Origin of the sequence: Pseudomonas serbiensis (assembly GCF_030580745.1) — a bacterium.
Taxonomy (GTDB): Bacteria; Pseudomonadota; Gammaproteobacteria; order Pseudomonadales; family Pseudomonadaceae; genus Aquipseudomonas; species Aquipseudomonas serbiensis.
Genome location: NZ_JAUQOO010000005.1, coordinates 33,598 through 60,244, shown reverse-complemented (window position 1 = coordinate 60,244; position 26,647 = coordinate 33,598). Strand labels below are relative to the sequence as shown.

The following is a 26,647-nucleotide window of genomic DNA, read 5'->3' as shown; positions in this document are numbered from 1 at the left end:
AATGAGTGGGATGACGCAACAAGCGTTCCTGGAGATTGCACAGCGACTGGCTTCCTTGCCTGCGGACAAGAAAAAGCTGTTCCGCCAGCGTCTGGCCGAGAAGGGCATCGATAGCTGGCGTCTGCCGATAGTGCCTGCCGTACTCGGCGAAGGCCAAAACCTGCCTCTGGCTCAGGCGCAACGGCGCTTTCTGTCGGCTGAAGCCCTGAGCAGTCGTGCGCTCTACAACCTGTGCTCGGTGCTGCGTTTCGACCGCGACCTGGATGGCCAGCGTCTGCAACAGGCCATGCAGCAGTTGAGCGACCGTCATCAGATCCTGCGCACACGCTACACGACCGATGCGCAAGGTCAGTTGCAGCCCCATTGCGAACCTTTGCAGGTGTCTCTGCCAAAGGTCGAACGCTTGACACTGGAGGCTGCCGACTACGAGCAATGGTGTGCCGACGAATACGCACGCCAGCTCGCCGAACCCTTCGATCTTGCCCAGTCTGCACCCTGGCGCTGGCAGGCCTTCAGCGATGTGCAGGGCCAGTCGACCTGGCTGTTTTTCACCATCCATCACGTGGCCTACGATGCCTGGTCGGCTCAGCAGCTCACTCTGGAACTGGCCGAGGCTTATCGGGCGCTCGCACGGAATGAACCTGCCCGGCAACCCGAGTTGAGCATTCAGTACGCCGATTACGCGGCCTGGGAACAGGAGTGGCTGGACAGCGACAGTTGCCAGCAGCACATCGAGTTCTGGCGCGCTCAACTGGCAGATGCTCCGGCGCCGCTGGCCTTGCCTCTGGACCGAGCACGCCCGGCAGCCAGCCAACGCCGGCATAGCGGTGCCGTGCTTGCCCGTGAGCTTTCGCAAGAACTGACGACAGCAGTCGAAGCAGCCATTCGCAAGCAGGGAGTGACGCTGTACATCTATGGCCTGACCGCTTTCAGTTGTCTGCTGTCCCGCTACAGCGGCGAAAACGATTTGTGTCTGGGTACTTCCGCCGCCCAGCGTGACCGGCCGGAACTGGTGCCCTTGATCGGCCCGTTGCTCAACACGTTGGTGATCCGCCAGCAGTTGCAGGACAACCCTGACTTCACCAGCGCACTGCTGCGCACCCGTGACACCGTCGCAGCCGCCTTCGATCATCAATTGCTGCCGTTCGAGAATGTGCTGGAAAGCCTTGAGCGCCCACGTTCAAGCCCGCTGTTCCAGGTCATGTTCGTACAGGTCGACTTGCCCGCAAGCCGTACTCTGGAACTGCCCGGTGTTGCGGTCGAAGTGCTTGACCCGCCGCAGCGCCATGCCCGTTTCGACCTGACGCTGCGCATGGTCCGCACCGCCGACTCGTGGCTGCGCTGCGAGCTGGAATACAGCGACGAATTGTTCGATGCCGCCACGGTCGAGCAGATGCTGGACGACCTGCTGGCAATTCTTGGGCAGGCTGCCAGCCATCCCCAGCGTCGTCTGTCCGAACTGCAACTGGTTTCGCCAGCGAGCGAACTGAGCGGTCCGGCATTGGGCTCGACGCCCTTGCCGCTGGACCGGCAAGTCCAGCACTGGGCGACCCATACACCGACCGCGCCGGCCTTGTGCAGCGCTGGGCAGAACATTGACTATGCAACGCTGGGTTCCGCCAGCCGGTCGTTGGCTGCAAAGCTGGCCGGGCAGGGCGTCGGGCCGGGTCATGTGGTTGCACTGTGCATGCCTCGTTGCGCCGAGCAGTTGCTGGCGACTCTGGCTTGCTGGCAGCGCGGTGCGGTCTGCCTGTTTCTCGATCCGGCCCAGCCGCCGCAGCGACTTGCGCAACTGTTGCAGGACAGTGGCGCAAGCCTGTGGCTGACCCTGGCCGAAGCGCCTGAAACCGGTGTCGACATTGCGCGCCTTGAGCTGAGTGCTGGCGACTGGTCGGCTGACGCGCCTGTGGGTTCGGGCCAAAGCCTGAGCCAGCCGCAACTGCCTGCTTACCTCATCTATACCTCGGGTTCGACCGGTCAGCCCAAAGGCGTGCTGGTCACCCATGCCAATGTGGCGCATTACGCGACGGCTGTTGGCCAACGTTTGCAGGCAAAGTCTGGCAGCCGTTGGGCGACCCTGGCCACCGTGGCTGCGGATCTGGGCCTGACGTGCGTATTCGCAGCCCTGAATGCCGGTGATCCTCTTGTTCTGCCGCCCGCATCCCTGACCTTCGACCCACCGGGCTGGGCCGACTTCCTCGACCAGCAGCCGGTGGACTGCCTGAAAATCGCACCCTCGCATTTGCGCGGTTTGCTGGCACTGGACGATGCCCGACGGGTGTTGCCAAGAGAGGTGCTGATTCTGGGTGGCGAAGGCTTCGATCAGGCGTTGTTCACGCAAGTACGCGAACTGGCACCGCAACTGCGCATCTTCAACCACTACGGGCCTTCGGAAACCACGGTCGGCGTGATCTGTGGCGAAATTTCGTCCATCGATTCACTGGAGTCGGGGCAGTATCTGCCCTTGGGTCAGCCATTGGCAGACTGTGAACTGCGCATTGTCGATGGCAATGACATTCCGGTTCCGCTGGGCGTGGCCGGTGAGCTGTTGATTGCAGGCCCACAGGTTGCACAGGGTTATCTCGGCCAGCCTGAACTGACTGCAAAGGCATTCGGTTCTACGGCTCAGGGTCATGGTCATAGCCAGCACCAGCGCTTTTACCGCAGCGGCGACCGGGTTCGCCTGGATCGCAACGGGCGTCTGGTATTCCTCGGTCGTCAGGACGATCAGGTCAAGATCCGTGGTTTCCGGGTCGAACCGGGCGAAGTCAGTGCCTGGCTCAATGCCCGGTCACAGGTTCGCGAAGGTGCGGTGCTGGCACAGGAAATCAAAGGCCGGACACAACTGGTGGCGTATATCAGCCCCGCGCTGAGCGCTGAGGAACTGGCTGCCGTGCAAGCCGAGGCCAGGCATCAATTGCCGGAGCATATGCTGCCTGCCCACTGGCTGGTGCTGGACACACTGCCGCTGACCGCCAATGGCAAACTGGATCGCCGCGCCTTGCCGGAGCCGCCTGAAACTGAAGCAGCAAGCGCAGTCGCTCAGCCACCGATGGGGGCCACGGAGCAGCATCTGGCGCAGTTGTGGTGCCAAGTGCTGGGTTGTGCGCAGGTCGGGCGAGAAGATGACTTTTTCGCCCTCGGTGGCGATTCGATTCTCAGTCTGCAACTGATCGGCCTCGCTTCCCGCGCCGGGCTCAAGTTGAAACCTCGGGACGTCCTGCAGCATTCCACGCTGGCGGGCATGGCCCTGTGCATCGATTGCCGCCAGCAGCCGGCCTTGTCCACGGTTCTTGACGCCTTTCGCGAGTTGCTTGAGCAACCGGGGCTGGGGCCTGATGCCGACTTCTTTGCCGCAGGTGGCGACTCGATCCTCAGCCTGCAATTGATTGCCCGCCTGCGTAAGGCCGAATTGCGCCTTATGCCTCGGCAACTGCTTGAAAACCCGACGCCTCGGCAATTGGCCGGTGTGCTGAAACCCGTCGCAGCATCCGCCGTTGCGCCGCAGGCAGTGGCCCAGGCAGCCAATCAACCTCAGCCCTTGTCCCACGCTCAGCAACGGGTGTGGTTCATGCAACAGCTCGATCCGGCGCAAACGGCTTATAACGTCACTCAGTTGCTGGCCTTGCGCGGCAATATGGATGTGCCACGACTGCAAGGCACTTGTCAGGCGCTGGTCCATCGGCATGAAGCGCTGCGCTGCCGTTTCTTTGAAGAGCAAGGGCAGGTCTGGCAGCGTCTGGAGGAGACAGGCACGCCGATCTTCAATGTGCATGACCTCAGCGGCCTGAGCGAGTCCGAGCAACAGGCAACCATCGCCAAGGCCGCCCGACGTGTCTTCGATCTGGTCAACGGACCGTTGCTGGCCATCGATGTATTCAGCGTGGCGCCGGATGATTACCGTCTGCTGTTCAATGTGCATCACATTGCCGTGGACGGTTGGTCCATGGGCTTGCTGGTTAAGGACTTTGCGCTGATCTATCAGGACCGGCCAACACCTGCAACAACCGGTTTGCTGCCGTTCATCAAAGAGCAGCGGCAACGTCTGGACGGCGAGCAAGGCCAGCAATTGCTGGGTTATTGGCAGCAGCGCCTGCAAGGTCTGGGCAATGAACCTCTTGAGCTGCCCGATCACTGTCTGCGGCCAGCGGTGCAGGCCTACGAAGGTGCCCGTGACGAATTTGTCTTGCCGGGTGTTCTGAGCGCGGCAGTCGATGCACAGGCCCGAGCGTTGGGCGTTACGCCTTTCGTGCTGTACTTTGCTGCTTACCAGCTTCTGCTGTGGCGTCATGCCGGGCGCACTGATTTCGCCATCGGCTTGCCGGTGGCAGGGCGTGAGTCGGCAGCGGGTCAGGCGTTGGTCGGCCTGTTCGTCAACACCCTGGCTCACCGTGTACAGATCGATGCCCGACAAAGCCTGCAATCGTTCATCAAGACCCTGAACGGGCAACTGGCCGATGACATGGCCCATCAGGAGTTGCCGTTCGAGCAACTGCTGGACAAGCTGGACTTCGAGCGCCACCTGGATCGCACGCCGGTGTTCCAGAACCTGTTCAACTACCAGATCGACCATGGCGACTCCCGCCGTTTCAGCCTGCCGGGCGTCAGCGTCGAATCACTGGCACTGCCGGACGGCGTGGTCAGTGCCAAGTTCGATCTGACGTTCAATCTGTTCACCCAAGGCCGTGGCATCGATGCCAATACCCGCCTGATTGTCGAGTACGCCACCGCGCTGCTGCGTCCTGAAACCGCTCAGCGTCTGGTCGAGGATTATCAGGGCCTGCTCGGCAGCCTGACCCGCCTCGATCTTCAGCAGAACCTGCTGGAAGTGCCGCTGGATTCGGTTGCAAGACTGGCCACCTCGGGCATGTCCATGGACGTGTACTGCGAAGCGGATTTTGTGACGCGCTTTGAAGTACAGGCGGCCCTGCATCCCGAGCGCGTCGCGGTATTCAGCGCAAACCGTCGCTTGAGCTACGCAGCGCTGGATGCTCAGGCCAACCGGCTGGCCCATTGGCTGCTGGCGCAGGGCGTCGGTCACGAATCGGCGGTTGCCTTTTGCCTGCCACGGGATGAAAGACTGCTGGTATGCATGCTGGGAATCCAGAAAGCCGGTGCGTCCTACCTGCCGCTCGATCCCGGTCATCCAGCGGCCCGTCAGGCGCAGATTCTCAATCGGGCGCAGCCACACTTGCTGCTCTGCGATGCGCGGGCTGCCGACTTTCCGGAGCAACTGCGCAGCTACCTCTGGGCCGATCTGCCGCTGGCGCAGTTCCCGGCACAGGCTCCGGCGCTGGGCAGAAACCTTCAGCAACTGGCGTATACCCTCTACACCTCGGGCTCCACCGGGCAGCCCAAGGGCGTGCAGATCAGTCGCGGCAACTTTGCCAACTTCCTGCTGGCCATGGAGCAAGCGTTGCCACTGGACAACGTGCAGCGTTACCTGGCCTTGACCACTGTCACCTTCGACATCTGCGGTCTGGAGCTGTGCCTGCCGCTGGTGCGCGGCGGTTCCGTGGTGCTGGCCGATGATGAAGAGCGTCAGGACCCTGTGTTGCTCGCCAGTCTGATCAAGAATCAGTCCGTGGAGCTGATTCAGGCAACACCTGCCACTTGGGCCATGCTGTTGCAGGGCGACCGCCAAGTGCTGGCCGGGCGTGTGGCACTGGCCGGTGGTGAAGCGCTATCGGCGGAAATGGCGACTGAGCTGCGGCAATCCGTGGCTCATCTGGTCAACGTCTATGGCCCGACAGAAACCACCGTATGGTCTACCCAGACCCCGATCGATGCGCTGCAATTACCTGTCGCGCCTATTGGCCGGCCATTGCTCAACACCCGCTGCCACGTGCTCGACGAGCATTTGTGCGAAGTGCCGCCTGGCTGCGTGGGTGAGCTGTATATCGCCGGTGATGGTCTGGCCCGTGGTTATGCAGGGCAACCGGGCCTGACAGCAGAGCGCTTCATTGCCGATCCGTTCAGCACCGATGGCAGTCGCCTGTACCGCACAGGCGATCTGGCGCGCTGGCAACCCGACGGGCAGTTGTATTACCTGGGCCGTACCGACGATCAGATCAAACTGCGCGGTTTCCGTATCGAACTGGGCGAGATCGAGGCGGTTCTGCTCAGTCACCCGAAACTGGTTCAGGCGGTCGTGGCGGTGCAGGGCGAGCATCTGGCTGCCTTCTGGGTTGCAGAGGCAGGCAGCCCGCCCGACGAAACCGAGATCCGCGACTATTTGCAGGCGCGCTTGCCGGTTTACATGCTGCCGACGCATATGCAGGCACTGGAACAGTTGCCTCTTAACACCAATGGCAAAGTGGATCGCAAGCAATTGCCACGCTTGCAACTGGAAACCTCTGCCAGCAGCGCCGTCCAGCGTCCGCTATCGGCCAGCGAAACCTTGCTGGCTGAAGTCTGGGGCGCAGTGTTGAAACGCCAGCAGATTCCAGTCGACGGCCATTTCTTCCAGTTGGGTGGGCATTCGCTGATGGCTGCCCAGGTGCGTGGGCGCTTGCGCGAGCAGGGTTTCAAAGTGCCGCTGCGCTGGCTGTTCGAGACCCCGGTACTGGCTGAACTGGCTGCGCGGCTCGAAGGCCTGGCGCGTGATCTGGATATCGGCTCGCTGGCGATTCCTCACGTCGATCAGCAAATCGAACAGCCCTTGTCTTCGGCGCAGCAGCGGGTCTGGCTGATGCAGCAACTGGATCTGGCCGACAGCAGTTTCAACATGAGCAGCAACGTGCGTTTGCGCGGAGAACTGGACGAGCAATCCCTGCAACGCTCATTGCTGCGACTGGTAAGTCGGCATGCCATCTTGCGCACCACTTATCACCAGCAGGGCGGCGAGTTGCGCCAGCGGATTCATGGGGATCTGTCGGTAGAGCTGCAAGTGATCGCCTCCAGTGACGCCCAATGGCCGGTCGAGGCCCGCGAGGTTGCGTTGCGACCTTTCGATCTGGGCAGCGAGGCGCCATTGCGTGCGGTGCTGTATCGCACTGGCGAGCAGGAACATGTGCTGCAACTGGTCATGCACCATATCGCTTCAGATGGATGGTCCGGCGCGGTGCTGGTGGATGAGCTGATTCAGGGCTACGAAGCCTACAGCGCAGGCCTGCAACCCGCGCAGGGCGAACTGCCGATCCAGTACGTCGACTATGCCGTGTGGCAAGGTTCGCCCGCAGTTCAGTTGCGTCAGCGTGAAGGTCTGGACTTCTGGCGACGTACCCTGGCGGGTATCCCGTCGCAAGTGCCATTGCCGTTCGACTTTCCGCGCCCGGAACGCGACACCGGTACTGGTGCAGCGCTGGACTTCCAGTTGTCAGCCGCAACGGTAGAGCGCCTGAAGGCCTTTGGCCAGGACAGCGGCACTTCACCGTTCATGCTGTTGCTGACCTGTTATGCCGCCGTGTTGCAGCGCGAGACTCAAGGCCGGGACCTGGTAATCGGCACCGATGTGGCGAATCGTGACCACCCGGATACCGAGTCGCTGATCGGCTTCTTCGTCAACCTGCTGGCCTTGCGTATCCGTCTGCAACCGGAACTGAGTTTCCGTGAGCAGGCGCAGCAGGTCAGAGAGGTTTGCCTGCAAGCGTTCGCCTGGCAGGACACGCCGTTCGAGCGTGTTGTTGAATGCCTGGAACTGCCGCGTGTGGCCAACCTGCATCCGTTGCTGCAAACGCTGTTTGTCCTGGACAACACGCCGCGTCAGCAACGCCAGTTGGGCAACCTGCAGGTCGAGCCGCTGACCGGCGAGCAGCATCATTCCAAGTTCGACATGGCGCTGTTTGCCAGTGAAGACGGGGATGCGATCAGCCTGCGCTGGGTGTATCGCACCAGCCTGTTCCGCCCAGCCACGATCGAACGCCTGCGAGACGCTTTCGAGTCGCTACTGGAAATGGCCCTCGGTGCGCCTGAAAACCCTATCGATACCTTGATTCCGACTGTAAAGGGAGCTGCTGCAATGTCCACGGACAACCCGGTGCAACGCAAGATGAGCAAATTGGGCAAGATGCGCCAGAGTGGCACCCCGGCCACCCGCGAGCCCATCGAGGCCCGGCCGTTGCGCGAAGGCTCGAAATTCCCCTTGCTGGTGACTCTGCGCGACCGTGAACTGGCGCCGGCCATCTGGGCCGAGGCCAACCGTGACAAGGTAGAAAACTGGCTGCGCGAGCATGGCGGCATTCTGTTCCGTGGTTTCGATCTGCCGACACCGGTCGATTTCGAGACCTTTTGCCAGGCCCTGTGCCCGCAGCTTTATGGCCAGTACGGTGACCTGCCGAAAAAAGAGGGCGGCAAGAACATCTACAAGTCCACGCCATACCCCAAGGACCGGATGATCCTGTTCCACAACGAAAGCGCGCATCAGCATCGCTGGCCGCGTCGGCAGTGGTTCTACTGCGAGATTCCGGCCACCACCGGTGGCGCGACGCCGATTGTCGACAGCCGCGAGGTCTATCGTGAACTGCCGGCCTGGTTGCAGGCGAAGCTGCGCAGCAAACAACTGATGTATGTGCGCAATTTCAGCACCAGCCTGGACGTCAGCTGGCAGCACTTCTTCCAGACCGAGGAACGTGCCGAAGTCGAGCGGATCTGCCGTGAAAGCAATATCGAATTCCAGTGGCGCGGCGCCAACGACCTGCACACTCGCCAGGTCTGCCCGGCCGTGATCCTGCATCCGCTGACCGGCGAGGAGAGCTTCTTCAACCAGATCCAGCTCTACCATCCGGCCTTTCTGGATGCCGATATCCGCGAGCAGTTCCTGCGCGACGGCGCGGCGACCATGCCGAGGCAGGTGTTCTACGGCGATGGATCGGAGCTTGAAGAAAGCGCCATCGAGGCCATTAACGCTGCCTACGACCGTTGTGCTGTGCGTTTTGACTGGCAGCAAGGCGATGTGGTCATGCTCGATAACATGCTGGCGGCCCACGCACGGGACCCGTTCGACGGAGAGCGAAAGATTGTGGTGGCCATGGGCGAGATCTATGGCCGTGATCAGGTAATGGCTGCCCCGGCGCAGACCGAAGAGACCCACGCAGAGTTGAACCCATGATGGATCTTGGATTAACGCTTTCACCGCAACAGAAACAGCTTGCCCAGACCAATCCACAGGCCTGGCGCTGGGTACGGATGCAACTGGCGGGCGTGCCCGCAGGCACGATCGAACAACGCCTGCGGGCCTGCCTGGAACAACATGAGGCCCTGCGCCTGCGCTATCAGCGTCCGGTCGGTGCCACTGCGCTGCGCCAGCGGGTTGCCGAACTCAGCGAGCTGCGCCTGGACTGGCGTCAGGCTCAGGCCAGCGATGGTCATGATGCACAAGGCTGGCTGGAGCAGGCCCGAAGCCATTGCCAGACAGAACAACCGGATGTACTGGCCTGGCTGCTGGACGACAGCCTGCTGTTGGCGGTTCCGGTCTATTCACTTGATCAGCGCAGCCTGATCCAGTTGCAGGACCAATTACTGGGCCGTAGTGCAGCGCTTGAAGCCGAACCCATGCAATACGGCGAATATGTCGAGTGGATCAACGGCCTGCAACTGGACGAAGATGCCGAGCAAGGCGCGCAGTTCTGGCGCAACCTCGCGTTACAGGATGTGCCGGGCATGCGCCTGATCGAACGCTATGGCATCGCCAGTGGCAGCCATGCGCGGGTCAGCCTGGAACTTGCCCGTACATTGCCAGTTGCACTGAATGCACTGGCCGAGCGCGAAGGCGTGGAAGTCGAGCAACTGGTACTTGCAGCCTGGGGGTCGCTGCTGGGCAGGCTCAATGGTCAGCAGCATGGCCAGCTTGGCTTGCAGCATGATCCTCGCGATGACTATGAAGAGTTGCAGGGCGCTTATGGGGTTTTCGAGCAGACCCTGCCGATGGTGGTGCAGCTTTCTGAACACAGCACCCTGGTCAATCTGGCCAGGCAACTGACCCGTCAGCTGGAAAACGCTGTCGAATGGCAGGAATATGCAGGCCAGGCCCAACTGCTGCCGGAATGGCGCGCCAGTTTCCAGACCGGGCTGAGAGTGCTGTACACGTCGCAACTGCAAGACCTGCACGTGTTGTCTTTTGATACGCCGGTCGAACTGCACGTGCAATTGACTCTCGATGCACAAGGCAGCGGTCAACTGGCGCTGGCCTATGACTGCGGTTTGTACCGTGGCGAACAGGCGCAGGTATTGCTGCAGCGTTTTGCCCATTGGCTGGAGCAACTGGTGCAGTCGCCCAACGGGTTGATCAATGGCTTCGACCTTCATTTGCCCGAGGAACTGCTGCTGGCACCGGCGCGTCCGGCTCTTGAGACCGATCTCGATATCATCGCGACCTTGCGTACTCACGCCCGGACCCAACCGGATCGGCCGGCATTACGCTATGCGGATCAAATATTCTCATACGCCGAACTCGATGCCCTGAGCGACCGTGTGGCCGGCAGCCTGCATCAGGCCGGTGTGGGACGCGAGCAACTGGTCGGTCTTTACCTGCCACGCGGCGCGCAAATGCTGGTGGCGATGCTGGCCTGCTTCAAAGTCGGTGCCGCATATCTGCCGCTGGACCCCAAGCAGCCACCGTTGCGTCTGGCCGGTATTCTCGACGACGCTCGACCGGCGCTGTTGCTGCATGTGGAAGACCTGCTGCCCGAAACGTCGCTCAGGACTTTGAGCTGGTCAGAAGCCAGCAATGGCCCGCTGTTCGGGACGCCGCAACCTGTGGCTGCCCAAGACCTGGCCTACGTGCTCTATACCTCGGGCACCAGTGGCAAGCCTAAAGGCGTGCAGATCGAACAGGCTCAACTGCGCCATTACGCCACGCAAGTGACCCGGGCGCTGCAATTGCCCGAGGGCGGGCATTATGGACTGGTATCGTCGTTACTCGCGGACCTGGGCAACACTGTGCTGTTCCCGGCCTGGCTGCAAGGCGGGTGCGTGCATGTGCTGGAGCAGTCCACCGTGACCGATGCCCGGGCGTTTGCCGAAGAACTTCAGCGTCATCCGCTGGATGTCCTCAAGATCGTCCCTTCGCATCTTGAAGCCCTGATGGGCGAGCACGCTGCCGACATTCTTCCTCGCAAGGTCCTGGTGCTGGGCGGGGAACCCGTCGGTGAGCATTTGCTGAGCCGTCTGGCCGAGGCTAAACCGGCCTGTCGCCTGTACAACCATTACGGCCCGACCGAAACCACGGTCGGAGTGCTATGGCGAGCGATTGATCTCGATCAGGGCGTGGCAGGCAGTGCATTGAGCCAGGTACTGGGAGATAACCGCATCCATCTGCTCGATGAACAGCAGCGACCAGTACCGCCGGGACAGGCCGGTGAGTTGTGCATCAGCGGTAGCAGTGTCGGACGCGGCTATGTGGGGGATGTGGGCGGCTCTGCCTTTGGTATCGATCCGCTCAGTGGCAGTCGCCTGTATCGCACCGGCGATCTGGCCTTGCGTCAGGCTGATGGCGCACTGCGCATTCTGGGCCGCAACGATCAACAAGTGAAAATTCGCGGTTTTCGCCTGGAGCTGGCGGAAGTCGAACAGGCACTGTTGGGCCAGCAAGGCGTTTTGCAGGCGGCTGTGCTGCTGGATGGCGAAGGCGATCATGCGCGTCTGCTGGCCTTTATCGTCAAGGACGAGTCCGGCTCTCAGACAACAGATCAACTGCGCGCCAGTCTGGCTCGCCAGTTGCCGGACTACATGCTGCCCAGCGGTATTCTGGAGCTCAAGGCACTGCCACTGAACAGCAACGGCAAGCTGGATCGCAAGAACCTGTTGGAGCGTGCCCGGCAACGCCTGCAAAACACGCGAGTGGCGCCGGTCGGTGAACTGGAAACCGCTATTCTTGCCATCTGGTGCGAAGTGCTGGGTGTCGACGACCTGGGCGTGACCGATAACTTCTTTACGGTCGGCGGGCATTCATTGGCGGCGATCAAGGTGGTGTCTCTGCTGCGCGAGCGTCTGTCGCTCAACCTGCCGACCAATCTGTTGTTCGAGCGCCATACCGTGCGTGACCTGGTGAGTGGCCTTGGCAATGGCGAGAGCAGCGGCCCCTGGAAAGTCTTGAAGAAAGCCGATGAACAGTCGCCAGCCTTGCTGCTGGTACACGGAGCCCAAGGGCATCTGCAGGCGTATCAGCCACTGGCGGACAATCTTGGCACCCAAGTCTCGGTCTTCGGCCTTGCAGCTCTGGAAAAAGGCTGGGACGAAAGCGATATGGATGCGCTGTTGCAGCAATATGTGGCGAGCATTCCTGTCGAGTTGAAACAGCGCCCGCTGGTGCTGCTGGGCTGGAGCCTGGCTTCGCGGCTGGCCTTGTTGCTGGTGCCGCATTTGCAGGCCAGCGGTTTTAACATCGCAGGGCTAGCCGTGCTCGATCACGATGCCCAGCGCAGTCTGGCAGGCGAGGGCGATGAGGCAGGGCAGTTGATTGCCGACTTTTCCTTCTATTGCCGCAGCCACGCGCAGCCGATTGGCGAATCGTTAAGAGAGCGTTTGACGGGGCTGCTGGCCGGTCATGACTATGCCGAAGGCGTTACGCTGTTGCTCAACGATCCTCAGGTACGCTCGCATCTGCAATGGGAAGCGGCCGACGCCGAACTGCTTGCGCTGCTGGGGCAATATCGCTCGATCAAGACGCGCCTGTATGAGCAGACCTTGCCCATCGTCGATGTGCCGCTCTGGCTCTGGCGCGGCAATGTCCATGGTGACTTGCGTACCCAGTGGCAAGCGCATACGCGGCACCCCGTTCGCCAGTGGGTGCTGGACGTTGGGCATCACGATATACCGGGCGAGCCTCGACTGGCCGAAAGCCTGTTGCCTCTATTGTTGCAAACCTCTGCCAAGGCGGTATCGGCATCATGATTCTATTGAAAGAACTGCTGCATAACGCTCGATGGCGCATCTTTCTTGCGGTGCTGAGCAGTGCCTTGAGTGCAGCGGCCAGTATCGGCCTGATCGGCTACATCAACCGCAGTCTGGAACAAGGCCCTGGCGATATCGGCCAGGCCTTGCTGATGTTCGGTGGCTTGTTGGTCCTGCTGTTTATCAGCGGTGTCACTTCGCAATGGTTGCTGGTACAGATTGGCCATCGTCTGGTTTACCAGTTGCGGCTGCGGCTGGTGGGCAAGGTGTTGGGCACTGCGCTGGAACGTATTGAACGGCTGGGCAGCCCGCGCATCTACAACGCCCTGACCAAGGACGTGACTACAGTCGCCACGGCATTCAAGCAACTGCCGATTTCCCTGTACAACGGCTTGCTGTTGCTGGCTGGGCTGGCGTACATGGCCTGGCTGAGCCTGCCGTTCTTTTTCCTGACACTGGTGGTTATTGCCTTCGGGGTCGGCCTGGATGTGTTGCTCGGGCGTAAGGTCAAGGCTCTGATGCAGGCGGTACGGCGCCAGGATGACCAGTTGACCGAGCAGTTCGAGGCGGCCATTCATGGTCGCTGCGAACTGGGCCTGAGCCGCGAGCGCCGGCATCAGCTCTATCAGCACAAGCTGGAGCCCATCGCACGGGCGTCGCTGGATGCCTCGGTGCGCGCCGATACCTTGTGGGCGATCAACCTCAACTGGACGACTCTGCTGGTATTCGTGCTGATCGGTACGCTGTTCTTTCTTGGCCAGGGGCTTGGCTGGCTGAACCAGCAGGTGGTGGTGGGCTACGTACTGGCAATCATGTTCCTGCGCACGCCGATCTCGATGATCCTCGATGCCATTCCGGCAGTCATTCGCGGTCATGTGGCTTTGCAGGCCATCGATGCTCTGGCCCTGGGCGAAACGGTGCAGTTCACGGCGCCCGCACAGGCGTCGCAACCCTTTGAGGAGCTGCGCCTGTCGAACGTGCGTTATCGCTATCCCGGCCAGAGTGACGAGTTTGCCTTTGAGTTGGGGCCGATCGACCTGTCGATTCGCCGTGGCGAGCTGATTTTCATTGTCGGCGGCAATGGCAGTGGCAAATCGACCCTGGCCAAGTTGCTGACAGGGCTCTACGTACCCACTTCGGGCCAGGTTTCACTCAATGATGTGGTGCTCGATATCAGCACCAGCGAGTGGCATCGCGAGCATTTCGCCGCCATCTTTGCCGACTTCTATCTGTTCGCCGATGTGCTGGGCGAAGCAGGTAATCATGAAGGGCTTGAGGCTCGGGTGGATCATTATCTGGAGCGTCTGGGGCTGGCCCATAAAGTCGAGTTCGCGGCCGGGCGCCTGTCCACCACATCCTTGTCCATGGGCCAGCGCAAACGCCTGGCGCTGTTGATGCTGATGATGGAAGGCCGGGAAGTCTTCCTGCTGGACGAATGGGCGGCGGATCAGGACCCGGTATTCCGGCATGTGTTCTACAACGATCTGCTGCCCGAGTTGAAGGCTGCCGGCAAGACGGTAATCGCCATTACCCATGACGACCGCTATTTCGATGTTGCCGACCGGGTCTATCGCCTCGACTACGGCCATCTGGTGGATTACGACCGCGAGACCGAAAACCCTTTCCAACTGGTGAAATGAGGGCGGCAGTCAGTCCTGCTGCCTGCATTCATCCAGAGGGCAACTGCTGCAATAGCCGACACCGGGAAGACGGTAGCGAATGCAGCAGATGCGCCTCAGGCGCAGGGGCTCGTTCTCGCCGGTGTCGTGATAGCGCACGGGGGCGAACAGCGGATTGCGTCGGCCGTCAGGGCGCAGTCGGGCAGTGAGGATCTCCCTGGCCGGTGCGGTGCTCTGGGGGCTGGCCAGCGGGTGCAGGTCGAGACGGCTGGTGACGAACTCGAAGGTGTTGCCGGCATTGCTCCAGAACAGCCGGGGCGATGCGCGGGTGACTTTGACCAGCGCTTCGATGACGGGGGTCAGATGACCGTCGATCAGGCCATGAAAGCGCTCGAAGGCAGAGCAGGGAGGCAGAGGATTGCCAGCATGGGCCAGATGCAGCGCCTTGGGTCTGGAATCGTCACCCAGTTGCAAGCCGGTATCGGCCAGGGCCAGCGGCAGTTCGCATTGTTGCAGCAGGCTGGTGGCCATGACCGGAGCCATGAACGTGCTGAAGTACCACTTGGACCACAGTGACACCAGGGCCAGGCGTTCATCGGTCTTGTAGCGCAGCAGCAGGCCATCGACGAAGGCACTGAAATGCTCGTGCTCGAAAAACAGGTCACCCGGCACGTCTACCCGTGGAAGGCTGCGCAGTTGCAGTTTCTCACCGTAGTCAGCGAGAGGACCGGTGAACAGCGGAGCAAGGCTGGGAATCATCGACTCATCCGTGGACCGCTTGTTGAGAGCAGTTATCGTTCAGAGGGGGCTGGAAGTATAAACAGGGTGTCAGCGTCTTGCGACTGTTCATCCTGGCTATCGACGACTGAAAACGCTGCATCGGCAATAAAATATTAATGAGAATTGCTACCATTCGTAGTAATGTATCGAGAATGTATCAAGAACCTACCAAGGAGAAAAACAATGAGTCTGGACAGTCCGGATACGCGCTTTCTGGTTGTAGTCAATGGTGAGGAACAGTACTCGATCTGGCCGGATTACCGCAGTGTGCCTGAAGGCTGGCGCACCCTCGATGTTCAGGGCAGCAAGGAAGAATGCCTGAGCTATATCGAGAAAGTCTGGACCGACATGCGCCCGCTGAGCCTGCGCCAGGCCATGCAGGTACAAGGGCAGGGCTGATCGCCTGCGACCGTATTTTCAACTTCAGGGATTCAATATGGAAAGCGTCCAGCCCCGCCAGGCGTCCAGTGCTGCCTTCACACTGGAACAGTTTCGTCAGCAAGCCCCACGTGAACTGAACACCAATGAGTACTTGCAGCGCCAGGCTGCACGGGAGTCGAATGCCCGTTCTTACCCGCGACGCATTCCCTTGGCCCTGCAAGAAGCGCATGGCCTTTATGTACGCGACACCCAAGGCCAATTGTTCATGGACTGCCTGGCGGGTGCGGGGACTCTGGCTCTGGGCCATAACCACCCGGTCACCATCGAAGCCATGCGCCAGACACTGGACTCCGGTTTGCCACTGCATACGCTGGACCTGACGACACCGGTCAAGGATCGTTTTGTCGAAGACCTGTTCAACGCGCTGCCGGAAAACTTTGCCCGCCATGCGCGTATCCAGTTCTGTGGCCCGACCGGTGCCGATGGCATCGAAGCAGCATTGAAACTGGCGCGTATTGCCACCGGGCGTAAACCGATCCTGTCGTTCTCCGGCGGCTACCACGGCATGACCCTGGGCACCTTGAGCCTGATGGGTAATCTTGGGCCAAAACAGGCGCTGGGTTCGCTGATGGCCGACGTGCAGTTTCTGCCGTACCCCTACGACTACCGCTGCCCGTTCGGCATCGGCGGTGAAGCGGGTATCGATGCCGGGCTGCATTTCATCGAGCAGTTCTTGGGCGATCCGGAGTCAGGCGTGTTGCCTCCGGCGGCCATCGTGGTCGAAGTCGTGCAGGGCGAGGGCGGGGTGATTCCCGCGCCGGTACGCTGGCTTCAAGGCCTGCGCCAGTTGACCCGCAAGCATGGCGTGGCACTGATCATCGATGAAGTGCAGACCGGCATAGGTCGTACTGGCAAACTCTTCGCTTTCGAGCATGCGGGCATTGAACCCGACATTCTCGTGCTTTCCAAAGCCATAGGCGGTGGCCTGCCATTGTCGGTAGTGGTTTACCGGGAAGAACTGGACACCTGGAAACCCGGCTCCCATGCCGGCACGTTCCGAGGCAATCAGATGGCCATGGCGGCGGGCGCTGCGACCCTGCGCCATATCATCAGCGAAGACCTGCCGGGGCATACCGACGTCATGGGCCAACGCCTGATGAGCTCGTTGCGCCAGTTGCAGAGCGACTATCCATGCCTGGGCCAGGTTCGCGGTCGCGGCCTGATGGTCGGCGTGGAAATCGTCAGCGATACACCGGGCGACAGCCGTGTGCCAGCAGCGGATACCGCACTGGCCCAGGCCATTCAACGTCAATGCCTGCACCTGGGCGTGATCCTGGAACTGGGCGGACGCCACGGTGCCGTGGTGCGCTTCCTGCCTCCATTGATTATTCAGGCCGAAGAAGTTGATGTGCTGGTCGGGGTGTTTCAGGTTGCCTTGGAGAAGGCGATTGCGCAGGTTAAAGGAAAAGTCTTGCGCAGCGCGTGAGTCGCCAGTGATTTAGCCAGCCTTTGAGGCTGGCAAGAATATCTCAAACCTTGCGCCTCCCAGTGGCGATGAGTCGACGGCTATCCTGCCACCCTGGCATTCAATGGCCTGTCGACTGATCGCCAGCCCCAGGCCGAACCCGCCTGTAATGCGATCACGACTTCGATCCAGGCGATAGAACGGCTCGAAAATGTGTGTCTGCTCGGCGACGGGGATGCCAATGCCGTCATCCTCAACGCTGATCCAGAAACCGTTGCCTGCCTCCAGACGGGCACTTACGCGCACGACTTTCTCGCAATACCGAATGGCGTTGCTGACCAGGTTCTGTATTGCGCGTGCAGTGAGGCGAGGGTCCAGGGCAAAGTCTGCGTCCGCCTTTTCAAAACACAGCAGCAAAGTAAAACCCTTGCTGTCCTGTTCCTCGATAAAGCCTCCCAGAACACTGTCCAGATACGCCTGCATGGGGATTTCATCCTGCGCAGGGCGCTGGTTCGGCGATTTCAGCCGGGTATAGGAAAGCAACTCATCAATCAGAGTGTCCAGCTCCCGGACATGACCAAGCATCTGCTCGATCCGTCGACGGGTCTCGGGTTCCAGAGGGTCGGCCATGACCAGTGCCATGCCGAACTCCAGCCTCGACAACGGAGTACGCAATTCGTGGGATACCGCGTTCAAAAGCTCCTGCTGCTGATTGAGCAGGCCTTCGATATCCTGAGCCATCTTGTCGAACACCTGAGCCAGATCGCCAATGTTGGAGCGCGGCGAAATTTGCGTTCGCTCCGCCAGATTGCCGCTTCCCAGGATCATTGCAGTGCGCTTGAGGCGTTGCAGGTCGCGCCAGTGAGGCCAGACCCATACCAGCAGGCAGGCCAGCAATGCGGCACCGATCAGAATATTGATCATCCAGTACATGATGTTGATATCGACAGGCGCATCGGGCGCTACCAGCTCGACCACCGTATCCGGATCGATCAGGGCGAGTGCGGTGCCCAGTTCGCCATAATTATCCGAACGCACGGCATTCTGGCCCTGCCTGAGTGCCCTGCGTTCAGGCTCCGTCAGGCCGGGATCGGTTATCGAGACAAGCCTTAAGCGAGACGGAGCAAAATCTGCCCTGAGTTCGCTTTCAAGGGCTGGCCAGTCTGCTCGCGGTGTCTGATTGAAACGTTTCCTTATCAGGCTCAGCGTACCTTTGGCCTGATCCTGGTTGTAGGTGATGGTCTGCTGGTTGAACCACTTCAGCACCACTTCAGGAATCGCAAACAGCGCGACGCCATAGGTCACCAGCATGATCAGGTAAAGCCGAGCGAGCATCTTGAACATGGCGATCCATTATTTTTGTCAGGAGTGCGGGGTGAACTCGTGAAACCAGACGGTCACTCGTCCCACTCGGAGCGACTCAACAAGTAGCCCTTACCCCATACAGTCTTGATCCTGCGGGGCTCGGCAGGATTGTCTTCGAATTTGCGCCGCAATTTGGAAATCGCCACATCGACCGAGCGGTCGATACCGTTGAATTCAATGCCGCGCAACTGCTGGATCAACTGATCGCGACTCAAGACTTCACCCGCGTGACTGGCCAGCACCAGTAACAGATTGTATTCCCCGGAGGATAGCTCGACGTCCTGGTGGCGCCATTGCACTTGGCGTTCGCTCAGATCGATCAGCAGTTGCCCCAGGACGATCTGCTGGGCGTCGTGGCGAGTCTCGGCAGACAGGCTGCGGCGCAGCAGCGTGCGAATCCGTGCCAGAAGCACTCGGGGTTCGCAGGGTTTGGCAACGTAGTCATCGGCGCCGGTTTCCAGGCCGAGAATCTGGTCGTCGCTCTTGTCCCTGGCCGTCAGCATGATGATGGGCAAGGCAGGGCTTTCATCCCTTAGTTGCCTGCACACGTGTAAACCGTCGAGCCCCGGCAGCATCAGGTCGAGGATGACCAGGTCGGGACGCAACCGGTGCATGCCTTCAAGCGCGCGATCACCGCGGTTGATTACCGTGACGTCGTACTCAAAGCGCTGGAGATAGCTGGCAATCAGCTCCGCCAGCGCGCTGTCGTCCTCGACGAGCATAATTCTGGGCATTGTTCAGGCCATTTCTGCGAAGGGGACAGCATAACCAAGGCCTGCCGGATACGCGCAATGCCTTAACACTTCTTCACATCTTTCCAACACTTGTTTACATTCGTTCTGGACGCAGTCTTTAGCATGGCGCGATCTTCACGGGGAACGCCACAATGCCGTCTTTATTGCGTCTCGATCCAAACCGATTGATGTTGTGTGCCGGACTTGCTGCGCTGGCTGCCTGCGGCAAACCCACTGCGCAGCAAGAGGTGCCGCCACCGCATGTGAGTGTGGAAACGGTCAGGACGCAACCTCTGACCATCACGACAGAACTCAATGGGCGTCTGGTTTCGCCGCGTATTGCCGAGGTCCGTGCGCGGGTAGCCGGGATCGTGCTGCAACGGGTTTATCGCGAGGGTACGGAAGTCCGGCAGGGCGATGTTCTTTTTCGCATTGATCCGGCGCCTTTTCAGGCGGATGTCGAAAGCGCCGAAGCGGCCTTGCGCAAGGCACAAGCGACGGAGTATCAGGCTCGCTTGCAAGCCGAACGCTATACAGAGCTGACAAAGATCAGCGCCGTCAGTCGTCAGGACGCCGAAAACGCTCGCGCCAGCTTCCTGCAGGCCCAGGCCGATGTGGCATCGACCCGGGCGGCACTCAAGCGCGCCCGTCTCAACCTGGATTACGCAACAGTCACTGCGCCCATTTCGGGACGCATCGGCAAGGCTCAGGTCACCGAAGGCGCATTGGTCGGGCAGGGTGATGCCACCGCATTGGCAACCATCCAGCAGTTGCAGCCCCTTTATGCCGATATCAACCAGTCCACACGACAGATCAGTGACCTGCGCCGCTCGCTGCTGCAAGGGCAGTTGCAGCAGCTTGAAGCGGGACAGATTACCGCGACACTCATTCAGGAAGATGGCAGCCAGTATCCGTACAAAGGGAAGTTGCTGTTTTCCGACCTGACGGTGGATCAAGGCACTGGCCAGGTCACCCTGCGCAGCGAGTTTCCCAACCCGCAAAACGAGCTATTGCCTGGCAGTTTCATCACTGTGCAGCTTGATCAGGCTCGCGTGGCACAAGGTATTACGGTGCCACAGCGTGCAGTGCAACGCGACGCAGCAGGCAAGGCACTGGTATTGATTGTCGATGCGCAAGGCAAGGTACAGGAGCGGGCAATTGAACCGGGAGTTGTGCAGCACAACCGCTGGATCGTGAAGAGCGGCCTCGATGCCGGTGATCGAGTCATCGTTTCCGGCCTGCAACACGTGCAGCCGGGTATCACAGTGACGGCAGAAGAAGAGGGCTCTCAAGCCCTGGCTCGGGAGAAGAAGTAATGGCGCCGTTTTTTATCGATCGGCCTGTGTTTGCCTGGGTCATTGCGCTGTTCATTGTGCTGGCCGGCTTGCTTGCCATCCCTAAGCTGCCTGTGGCCCAGTACCCCAGCGTTGCGCCACCGCAAATCGAGTTGACCGCCACTTATCCCGGCGCGTCTGCCAATACCATCGATGAAAGCGTGGTGAGCCTGATCGAGCAAGAACTGAACGGTGTCAATCACTTGCTGTATTTCAGCTCCAGCAGCAGCCAGGGCACGGCAACCATGACCATTACGTTCCAGCCGGGCACCAATCCCGAGCTGGCCAAGGTCGATGTGCAGAACCGGCTGAAAGTCATCGAGCCGCGTCTGCCGCGGGCGGTGAGCCAGCAAGGCCTTCAGCTTGAAGAGATCTCTGCCGGATTCCTGATGATCGCCACGCTGACTTCAACGGACGGTCGTCTCGACGAAATTGCGCTTAGCGATTACTTGACGCGCAACGTGGTCAACGAACTGAAGCGCTTGAATGGTGTGGGCAAGGCCCAGTTGTTCGGTTCAGAACGTGCCATGCGGATCTGGATCGATCCGCAGAAACTGGTCGCTTTCAATCTGACTCCATCCGATGTCAGCCAGGCCATTGCCGAGCAGAACGTTCAGGTCGCGGCTGGCAGTATTGGCGACTTGCCGTCATCGGCGGATCAGGAAATGACCGCAACCGTCATGGTCAAGGGGCAATTGAGTACGCAGCAGGAGTTTGCCGCCATTGTTCTCAAGGCGAACGCCAACGGCTCCAGCGTGACTGTTGGCGATGTGGCACGGGTCGAGGTTGGAGCCCAGAGCTACAATTTCGCCACCCGCCTGGATGGTAAGGCGTCAGTTGCCGTGGGCGTACAACTGGCGCCGGCAGCCAACGCGATGAGTACTGCGAACCTGGTAAGGGAAAAGCTCGACGAGCTTTCGCGTTATTTTCCGGCCGGGGTGAAATACGACGTTCCTTACGACACGTCGCCTTTCGTCAAGGTATCGATCACCAAGGTCATTCACACCTTGATCGAAGCCATGGTGCTGGTGTTCATCGTGATGTTCGTGTTCCTGCAGAACATCCGCTACACCCTGATCCCTGCTCTTGTAGTGCCCGTCGCCTTGATGGGGACATTCGCCGTGATGTTCTTGCTCGGCTTTTCAATCAATGTGCTGACGCTGTTCGGCATGGTCCTGGCAATCGGCATTCTGGTGGACGATGCCATTGTGGTGGTGGAAAACGTCGAGCGGCTGATGGCCCAGGAAGGATTGTCACCCAGGCAGGCTACTCGCAAAGCCATGGAGGAAATCAGTAGCGCCATCATCGGAATAACCCTGGTACTGACAGCCGTATTCATTCCCATGGCATTCATGCCGGGCTCGGTCGGAGTGATCTATCAGCAGTTCTCGATTTCCATGGCCGTTGCCATCGTGTTTTCAGCGTTTCTGGCCCTGAGCCTGACACCGGCTCTGTGCGCCACGATGCTCAAGCCGATACCTGCGAACTCACATCACGAGAAGAACGGGTTTTTCGGCTGGTTCAACCGGCGCTTCGAGCAAGCCAGTCAGGGCTACGAAAATCTGGTAAGCAAAGCGGTAGGCCGCATTGGACGCTATATGGTCATCTTTCTGTTGCTGACAGGCATCATGGGATTGCTGTTTGTCCGCCTGCCATCCTCGTTCCTGCCAGTGGAGGATCAGGGCTATACCATCACCGATATTCAATTGCCGCCAGGGGCCAGCCAGCAACGTACCATTGAAGTGGCCAGACAGATCGAAGCACACAATGCGCAGGAAACAGGCATTACCAATACCGTGATGATTCTCGGCTTCAGCTTTTCCGGGAGCGGGCAGAATGCCGCACTTGCTTTTACCACTTTGAAAGACTGGTCGCAGCGGGCTGCACAGGACTCTGCTCAATCCATTGCCGACCGGGCCAGTGCCGTGTTTTCCGGTTTCAAGGACGCCATGGTATTCAGTCTGCTGCCGCCGCCTGTCGAAGGGCTGGGCACATCTGGTGGTTTTGAAGTGTGGCTGCAGGATCGTGGCTCACAAGGCCATGACGCATTGCGGCAAGCCCGTGATGAACTGCTGAGCAAAGCCAGCGAAAGTCCGATCCTGCAAAACGTGCGCGAAGCGTCCCTGGCGGAAACCCCGCAGGTCAATATCGAAGTGGACCGCCAGCAAGCTCATGCCATGGGCATTTCGTTCTCGGATATCGCCAGCGTGCTGTCGACCTCGCTGGGTTCAGCCTACGTCAATGACTTCCCGAATCTTGGGCGTATGCAGCAAGTGATCGTGCAGAGCCAGGGCGACCGCCGGCAACAGGTTGAAGACCTCTTGCGCCTTGAAGTCAAAAACCGTCAGGGACGCATGGTGCCTGTTTCGGCATTCGCCAGCATCCACTGGACACGAGGGCCGGCTCAGCTCACTCGATACAACGGCTATCAAGCGGTCAGCCTGTCCGGTGAGCCTTCGCCGGGGCACAGTACCGGTGAGGCGATGGAGGAAATGGAGCGTCTGGCTTCGGGGCTGTCCACAGGCTTTGCCTTGCAGTGGACAGGGCTTTCATTGCAGGAGCGCATATCCGGCGGCCAGGTGCCGCTGCTGCTCGGGCTTTCGATGCTGGTGGTGTTTCTGTGCCTGGCGGCGCTTTATGAAAGCTGGGCGATTCCTGCGGCAGTCTTGATGGTAGTGCCTCTTGGCATTATCGGCGCAGTGTTGGCGGTCACTTTACGCGGCATGCCCAATGACGTGTTCTTCAAGGTCGGGCTGATCACCATCATCGGGCTCTCTGCAAAGAACGCCATCCTGATCATTGAGTTCGCTACCAGTCTGCATGCTCAAGGCATGAGCAGGGTCGAGGCGAGTGTTCGTGCTGCTCGTCTGCGTCTGCGCCCCATCGTAATGACGTCCCTGGCGTTCATTTTCGGTGTTGTCCCGCTGGTGTTCGCCTCGGGGGCCAGCTCGGCAAGTCAGCAGGCAATAGGGACCGGCGTAATGGGCGGCATGGTCACCGCAACGCTGGCAGTACTTTTCGTACCCGTGTTTTTCGTTCTGATCATGGGGATGCGCGAGAGAAGCCGGCGAGGTTCGGCTTGCGAAGAGTAACGGGGCGACAGGGTGTTTTTTCGTGGTTCTGTATTGAAAAAGGATGATCCGTCTTGCCTGGTAGAACTTTAAATCGCTGGCTGGTACTGCTGGCGGTCATGATGGCTTTTCTGCCGATCGTACTGGATCTGACCATTCTTCATGTGGCAGTCCCCTCGCTGTCCATGGCCTTGCAGGCAACCGGTACAGAGGTCCTGTGGATCATCGACATTTATCCGCTGTTGATGGCCAGCCTGCTGATTCCCATGGGCACGCTTGCCGACAGAGTCGGTCATCGGCGCATGTTGATACTGGGGCTTGGCATCTTTTGTACAGGGTCGGTTCTTGCGGCCTTTGCTCCGAGCGCCGAGGCCCTGATCGGGGCGCGTGCCTTCATGGCCTTTGGAGCTGCCATGGTCATGCCATGCACCCTTGCTATCGTTCGACAGACTTTCGAGGATGAAGGCGAGCGTGCCATGGCGCTGGGCATCTGGGGCGCGGTTGCTTCTGCAGGGGCTGCCCTGGGACCGCTGGCTGGCGGGGCGCTGCTTGAGCATTTCTGGTGGGGCGCGGTATTTCTGATAAACGTGCCAGTGATGCTTTTTGTCATTCCTCTGGTAAAGGCCTATATCCCTGTGCGTCTGCTATCGGCAGGTGGTCCCGGAAAGTGGCCGATAGAGCAGGCCCTGATTCTTATCCTCGGCATCATGGCAACGGTATATGGCCTGAAATCGGGCTTCAGGACAGGCAGTTCCCTGCCGATGACGATCATCTTTATTGCATTTGGCATCCTGATGCTGCTTTGGTTTGCACATAAGCAGCTTCGTTCGCCCGATCCGATGCTCGATTTGAGCCTGTTTTCTGTCCCGCAGATCAGCGCAGGCGTTGTCATGTCACTGGTAGTCATGGGAGCGCTTGCCGGGGTAGAGCTGATGCTTGCTCAGGAACTGCAATTCGTCCTTGGGCAAACGCCACTGGAGGCCGGTATTTTCATGCTGCCCCTGATGATCGGTTCCGCTATCGGTGGGCCGCTTGCGGGCATGCTGCTTCAGGCGATCGGGTTGAGGCAGGTGGCGAGTTTGTCTCTGTTGATTTCTGCTGTATCTCTGGTGGGGCTGGCGCTTGCCAACCTGGGCAGCGGCGGGGTGGTTGTCGTTTTTACACTGGTGGCACTCGGGCTGGCACTCAGCGTTGGCATGACGGCTTCCTCAGTCGCAATCATGAGTCACACACCGGTCGAGAAAGCCGGCTCAGCCGGAGCTCTGGAGGCCACAAGTTATGACCTGGGCTCAGGCCTGGGGATCACTGTGTTCGGGATTCTCCTGACGTCCAGCTACGAACGATCGATTCGTCTGCCGGATGACCTGCCCTTGAATATCGCTGAAACGGCAGGGCGCTCGATAGGCGAAACGATGATGGCGGCGAAGGCGGTGGGCGTGCATCAGGCACAGCAACTCGTTCTGGCTGGTCAGGAAGCTTTCAGTGCGTCACACAGCCTGGTTCTGCTCGCGGCTGCCGCCCTGATCGGTCTGGTGAGCATCGTGGTCTGGAACCTGTTACGCAATCAGTGAGTATCGCGAATAAACTTCGGCTGCCGATTACCGTCAAACCCGTCTCGTACGTATCTTCATATAGGACGGAATATGCGGCAATTACGAAAGAAAGCATCCCTGTTGCTATTGGGCAGCTCACTCCTGACAGCCAACCATATCCTTGCAGCGGACGCAGCTTCGCCCATCACGGTAGTCGCCACTAACCCTGCGTTTTCCACACTTGTTGCGCCCGATGCGAAGGTAGAAACACTCACCGATGGTGCAAAGTGGGCAGAAGGTCCGCTATGCCTGCCCGACGGTGGCCTGCTATGGAGTGACGTCAAGGCGAACAAGGTCATGAGCTGGGACGAGAAAAACGGCGTCACGACCTTGCTGGATCCTGCCCATTATCAGAATGGCCGTGCTCTGGATGCCGAGGGCCGCGTGGTTGCTGCCTCCCACGGCGAGCGTGCAATCGTGCGCCAGGAAAAGGATGGCAAGTGGCATACCCTGATCCAGAGATATCGGGGTAAACGCCTGAACAGTCCGAACGATGTCGTCGTCGACAAGAGCGGCCATATCTGGTTCAGCGATCCGACCTTTGGCGTGTTGAACAAGGCAGAGAGTTACGGAGGAAAACCGGAGCAGGGCGGCGAGTACCTGTATCGCTACAACCCGCAGCTCAAGGAACTGACCCGGCTCAAGACACCTGGCCTTCATTCACCCAATGGCCTGGCCTTTTCGCCTGACCAAAGCCTGCTGTATGTGGCCGACTCGCAACTGGCCCATGACTTCAAGAACCCAAAACTGGCCCATAAGGTGCTGGTCTATCAGGTTCACAATGGCGCACTGAGCAATGGCCGGACATTTACCGAAATCACGCCGGGCATCCCCGACGGCCTCAAGGTCGACGCCAAGGGCAATGTCTGGAGCAGCAGTAAAGAAGGCATTCAGGTGTATTCGCCAAAAGGCGAGTTGCTCGGGAAACTGCGGGTGGCGGCCGAGGATACCGGCAACCTTGCATTCTGCTCTACGGGTTCACAGCACTGGGCTTACGTGACGGCGGGCAACAAGGTCTTGAGGGTGCAGACGCTGATTGGAGGAGGTCAGGAGTAACCCTGGTTCGTCGACGGGCAGGGTTTGACTCTTTGCCTTGCCGTTGACGGACTTTGGATAAAACATTGTTCTGCGTCGGGGCAAGCACCATCCTCTACCCGCAATCCCGGATGAATATCGAGTTCTGGAATGTATTACGCGCCAAGTGATGGCTATATGACATATACTAGTGACTATCGCGCAGACTATAAGCAGATGCACTTCGCAAATCCCTTACAGATCCGCGGGTAACTCCTGTTGTGATCTTTTCATTACCATCCATTCTTATGTAGTCGCTAGGGGTTCCCCTTAGAGATACATGTTACCCCTTATTTCAGCAGCTCTTCGATCAGGCGATTTGTGCGCCAAGACAGTATGTTCACATCAATAGTTCCCACGGACATGAATAATAATTACACGCAACGAGACAGCCTCTTTCC

Annotated in this window: 12 protein-coding genes; 9 read left to right on the top strand and 3 right to left on the bottom strand. The window is 59.7% G+C overall.

The genetic code is table 11. The annotated features are described in order from the left end of the window. The first annotated feature begins 1 nt into the window (after position 1). Genes Q6A51_RS08545 through Q6A51_RS08535 form a run of 3 tightly spaced genes read left to right on the top strand, consistent with a single transcriptional unit; the run spans position 2 to position 14,471 of the window. Positions 2-9,049: a non-ribosomal peptide synthetase gene (locus Q6A51_RS08545; RefSeq protein WP_304574554.1), complete on the top strand. Its 9,048-nt coding sequence runs from the start codon at positions 2-4 to the stop codon at positions 9,047-9,049. After that, complete coding sequence (locus tag Q6A51_RS08540; RefSeq protein ID WP_304574553.1) at positions 9,046-12,831, top strand: non-ribosomal peptide synthetase; 3,786 nt, start codon at positions 9,046-9,048, stop codon at positions 12,829-12,831. The genes Q6A51_RS08545 and Q6A51_RS08540 overlap by 4 nt, the downstream gene beginning before the upstream one ends. Then, the gene (locus Q6A51_RS08535) at positions 12,828-14,471 is read left to right on the top strand and encodes a cyclic peptide export ABC transporter (protein WP_201017081.1); all 1,644 of its coding nucleotides are present in this window, start codon (positions 12,828-12,830) and stop codon (positions 14,469-14,471) included. Before Q6A51_RS08540 ends, Q6A51_RS08535 begins: the two co-directional genes overlap by 4 nt. Positions 14,472-14,480: 9 nt before the next feature. Here Q6A51_RS08535 and fhuF read toward each other — a convergent pair whose 3' ends face one another. Next, positions 14,481-15,209, bottom strand: coding sequence for a siderophore-iron reductase FhuF (gene fhuF, locus Q6A51_RS08530; RefSeq protein ID WP_304574552.1), 729 nt, complete (start codon positions 15,207-15,209; stop codon positions 14,481-14,483). Between the two features lie 204 nt (positions 15,210-15,413). Between fhuF and Q6A51_RS08525 the strand changes: the two genes are divergently transcribed. Both Q6A51_RS08525 and Q6A51_RS08520 read left to right on the top strand, forming a co-directional pair. Next, entirely contained in the window at positions 15,414-15,629 is a 216-nt protein-coding gene (locus Q6A51_RS08525) for an MbtH family protein (RefSeq protein WP_201000603.1), read from the top strand. A gap of 37 nt (positions 15,630-15,666) precedes the next feature. Further along, positions 15,667-17,097 carry a diaminobutyrate--2-oxoglutarate transaminase gene (locus Q6A51_RS08520; RefSeq protein ID WP_304574551.1) on the top strand — a complete coding sequence of 477 codons (1,431 nt, stop codon included), beginning with the start codon at positions 15,667-15,669 and terminating at the stop codon, positions 17,095-17,097. 12 nt (positions 17,098-17,109) lie between these two features. Here Q6A51_RS08520 and Q6A51_RS08515 read toward each other — a convergent pair whose 3' ends face one another. Then, positions 17,110-18,420 (bottom strand): ATP-binding protein, encoded by a 1,311-nt coding sequence (locus tag Q6A51_RS08515; RefSeq protein ID WP_304574550.1) that lies wholly within the window; start codon positions 18,418-18,420, stop codon positions 17,110-17,112. Between the two features lie 53 nt (positions 18,421-18,473). Next, positions 18,474-19,175, bottom strand: coding sequence for a response regulator (locus Q6A51_RS08510; RefSeq protein WP_304574549.1), 702 nt, complete (start codon positions 19,173-19,175; stop codon positions 18,474-18,476). A 152-nt stretch (positions 19,176-19,327) separates the two neighbouring features. Between Q6A51_RS08510 and Q6A51_RS08505 the strand changes: the two genes are divergently transcribed. The 4 genes from Q6A51_RS08505 (at position 19,328) to Q6A51_RS08490 (ending at position 26,228) form a co-directional block, all read left to right on the top strand. Then, entirely contained in the window at positions 19,328-20,491 is a 1,164-nt protein-coding gene (locus Q6A51_RS08505) for an efflux RND transporter periplasmic adaptor subunit (protein ID WP_304574548.1), read from the top strand. Beyond that, positions 20,491-23,601: an efflux RND transporter permease subunit gene (locus Q6A51_RS08500; RefSeq protein ID WP_304574547.1), complete on the top strand. Its 3,111-nt coding sequence runs from the start codon at positions 20,491-20,493 to the stop codon at positions 23,599-23,601. The genes Q6A51_RS08505 and Q6A51_RS08500 overlap by 1 nt, the downstream gene beginning before the upstream one ends. Positions 23,602-23,654: 53 nt before the next feature. Continuing rightward, a complete protein-coding gene (locus Q6A51_RS08495) occupies positions 23,655-25,151 on the top strand; it encodes an MFS transporter (RefSeq protein WP_322791245.1) in 1,497 nt (498 codons plus the stop codon). Positions 25,152-25,223: 72 nt separating this feature from the next. Continuing rightward, complete coding sequence (locus Q6A51_RS08490) at positions 25,224-26,228, top strand: SMP-30/gluconolactonase/LRE family protein (RefSeq protein WP_304574546.1); 1,005 nt, start codon at positions 25,224-25,226, stop codon at positions 26,226-26,228. Positions 26,229-26,647 lie beyond the last annotated feature (419 nt).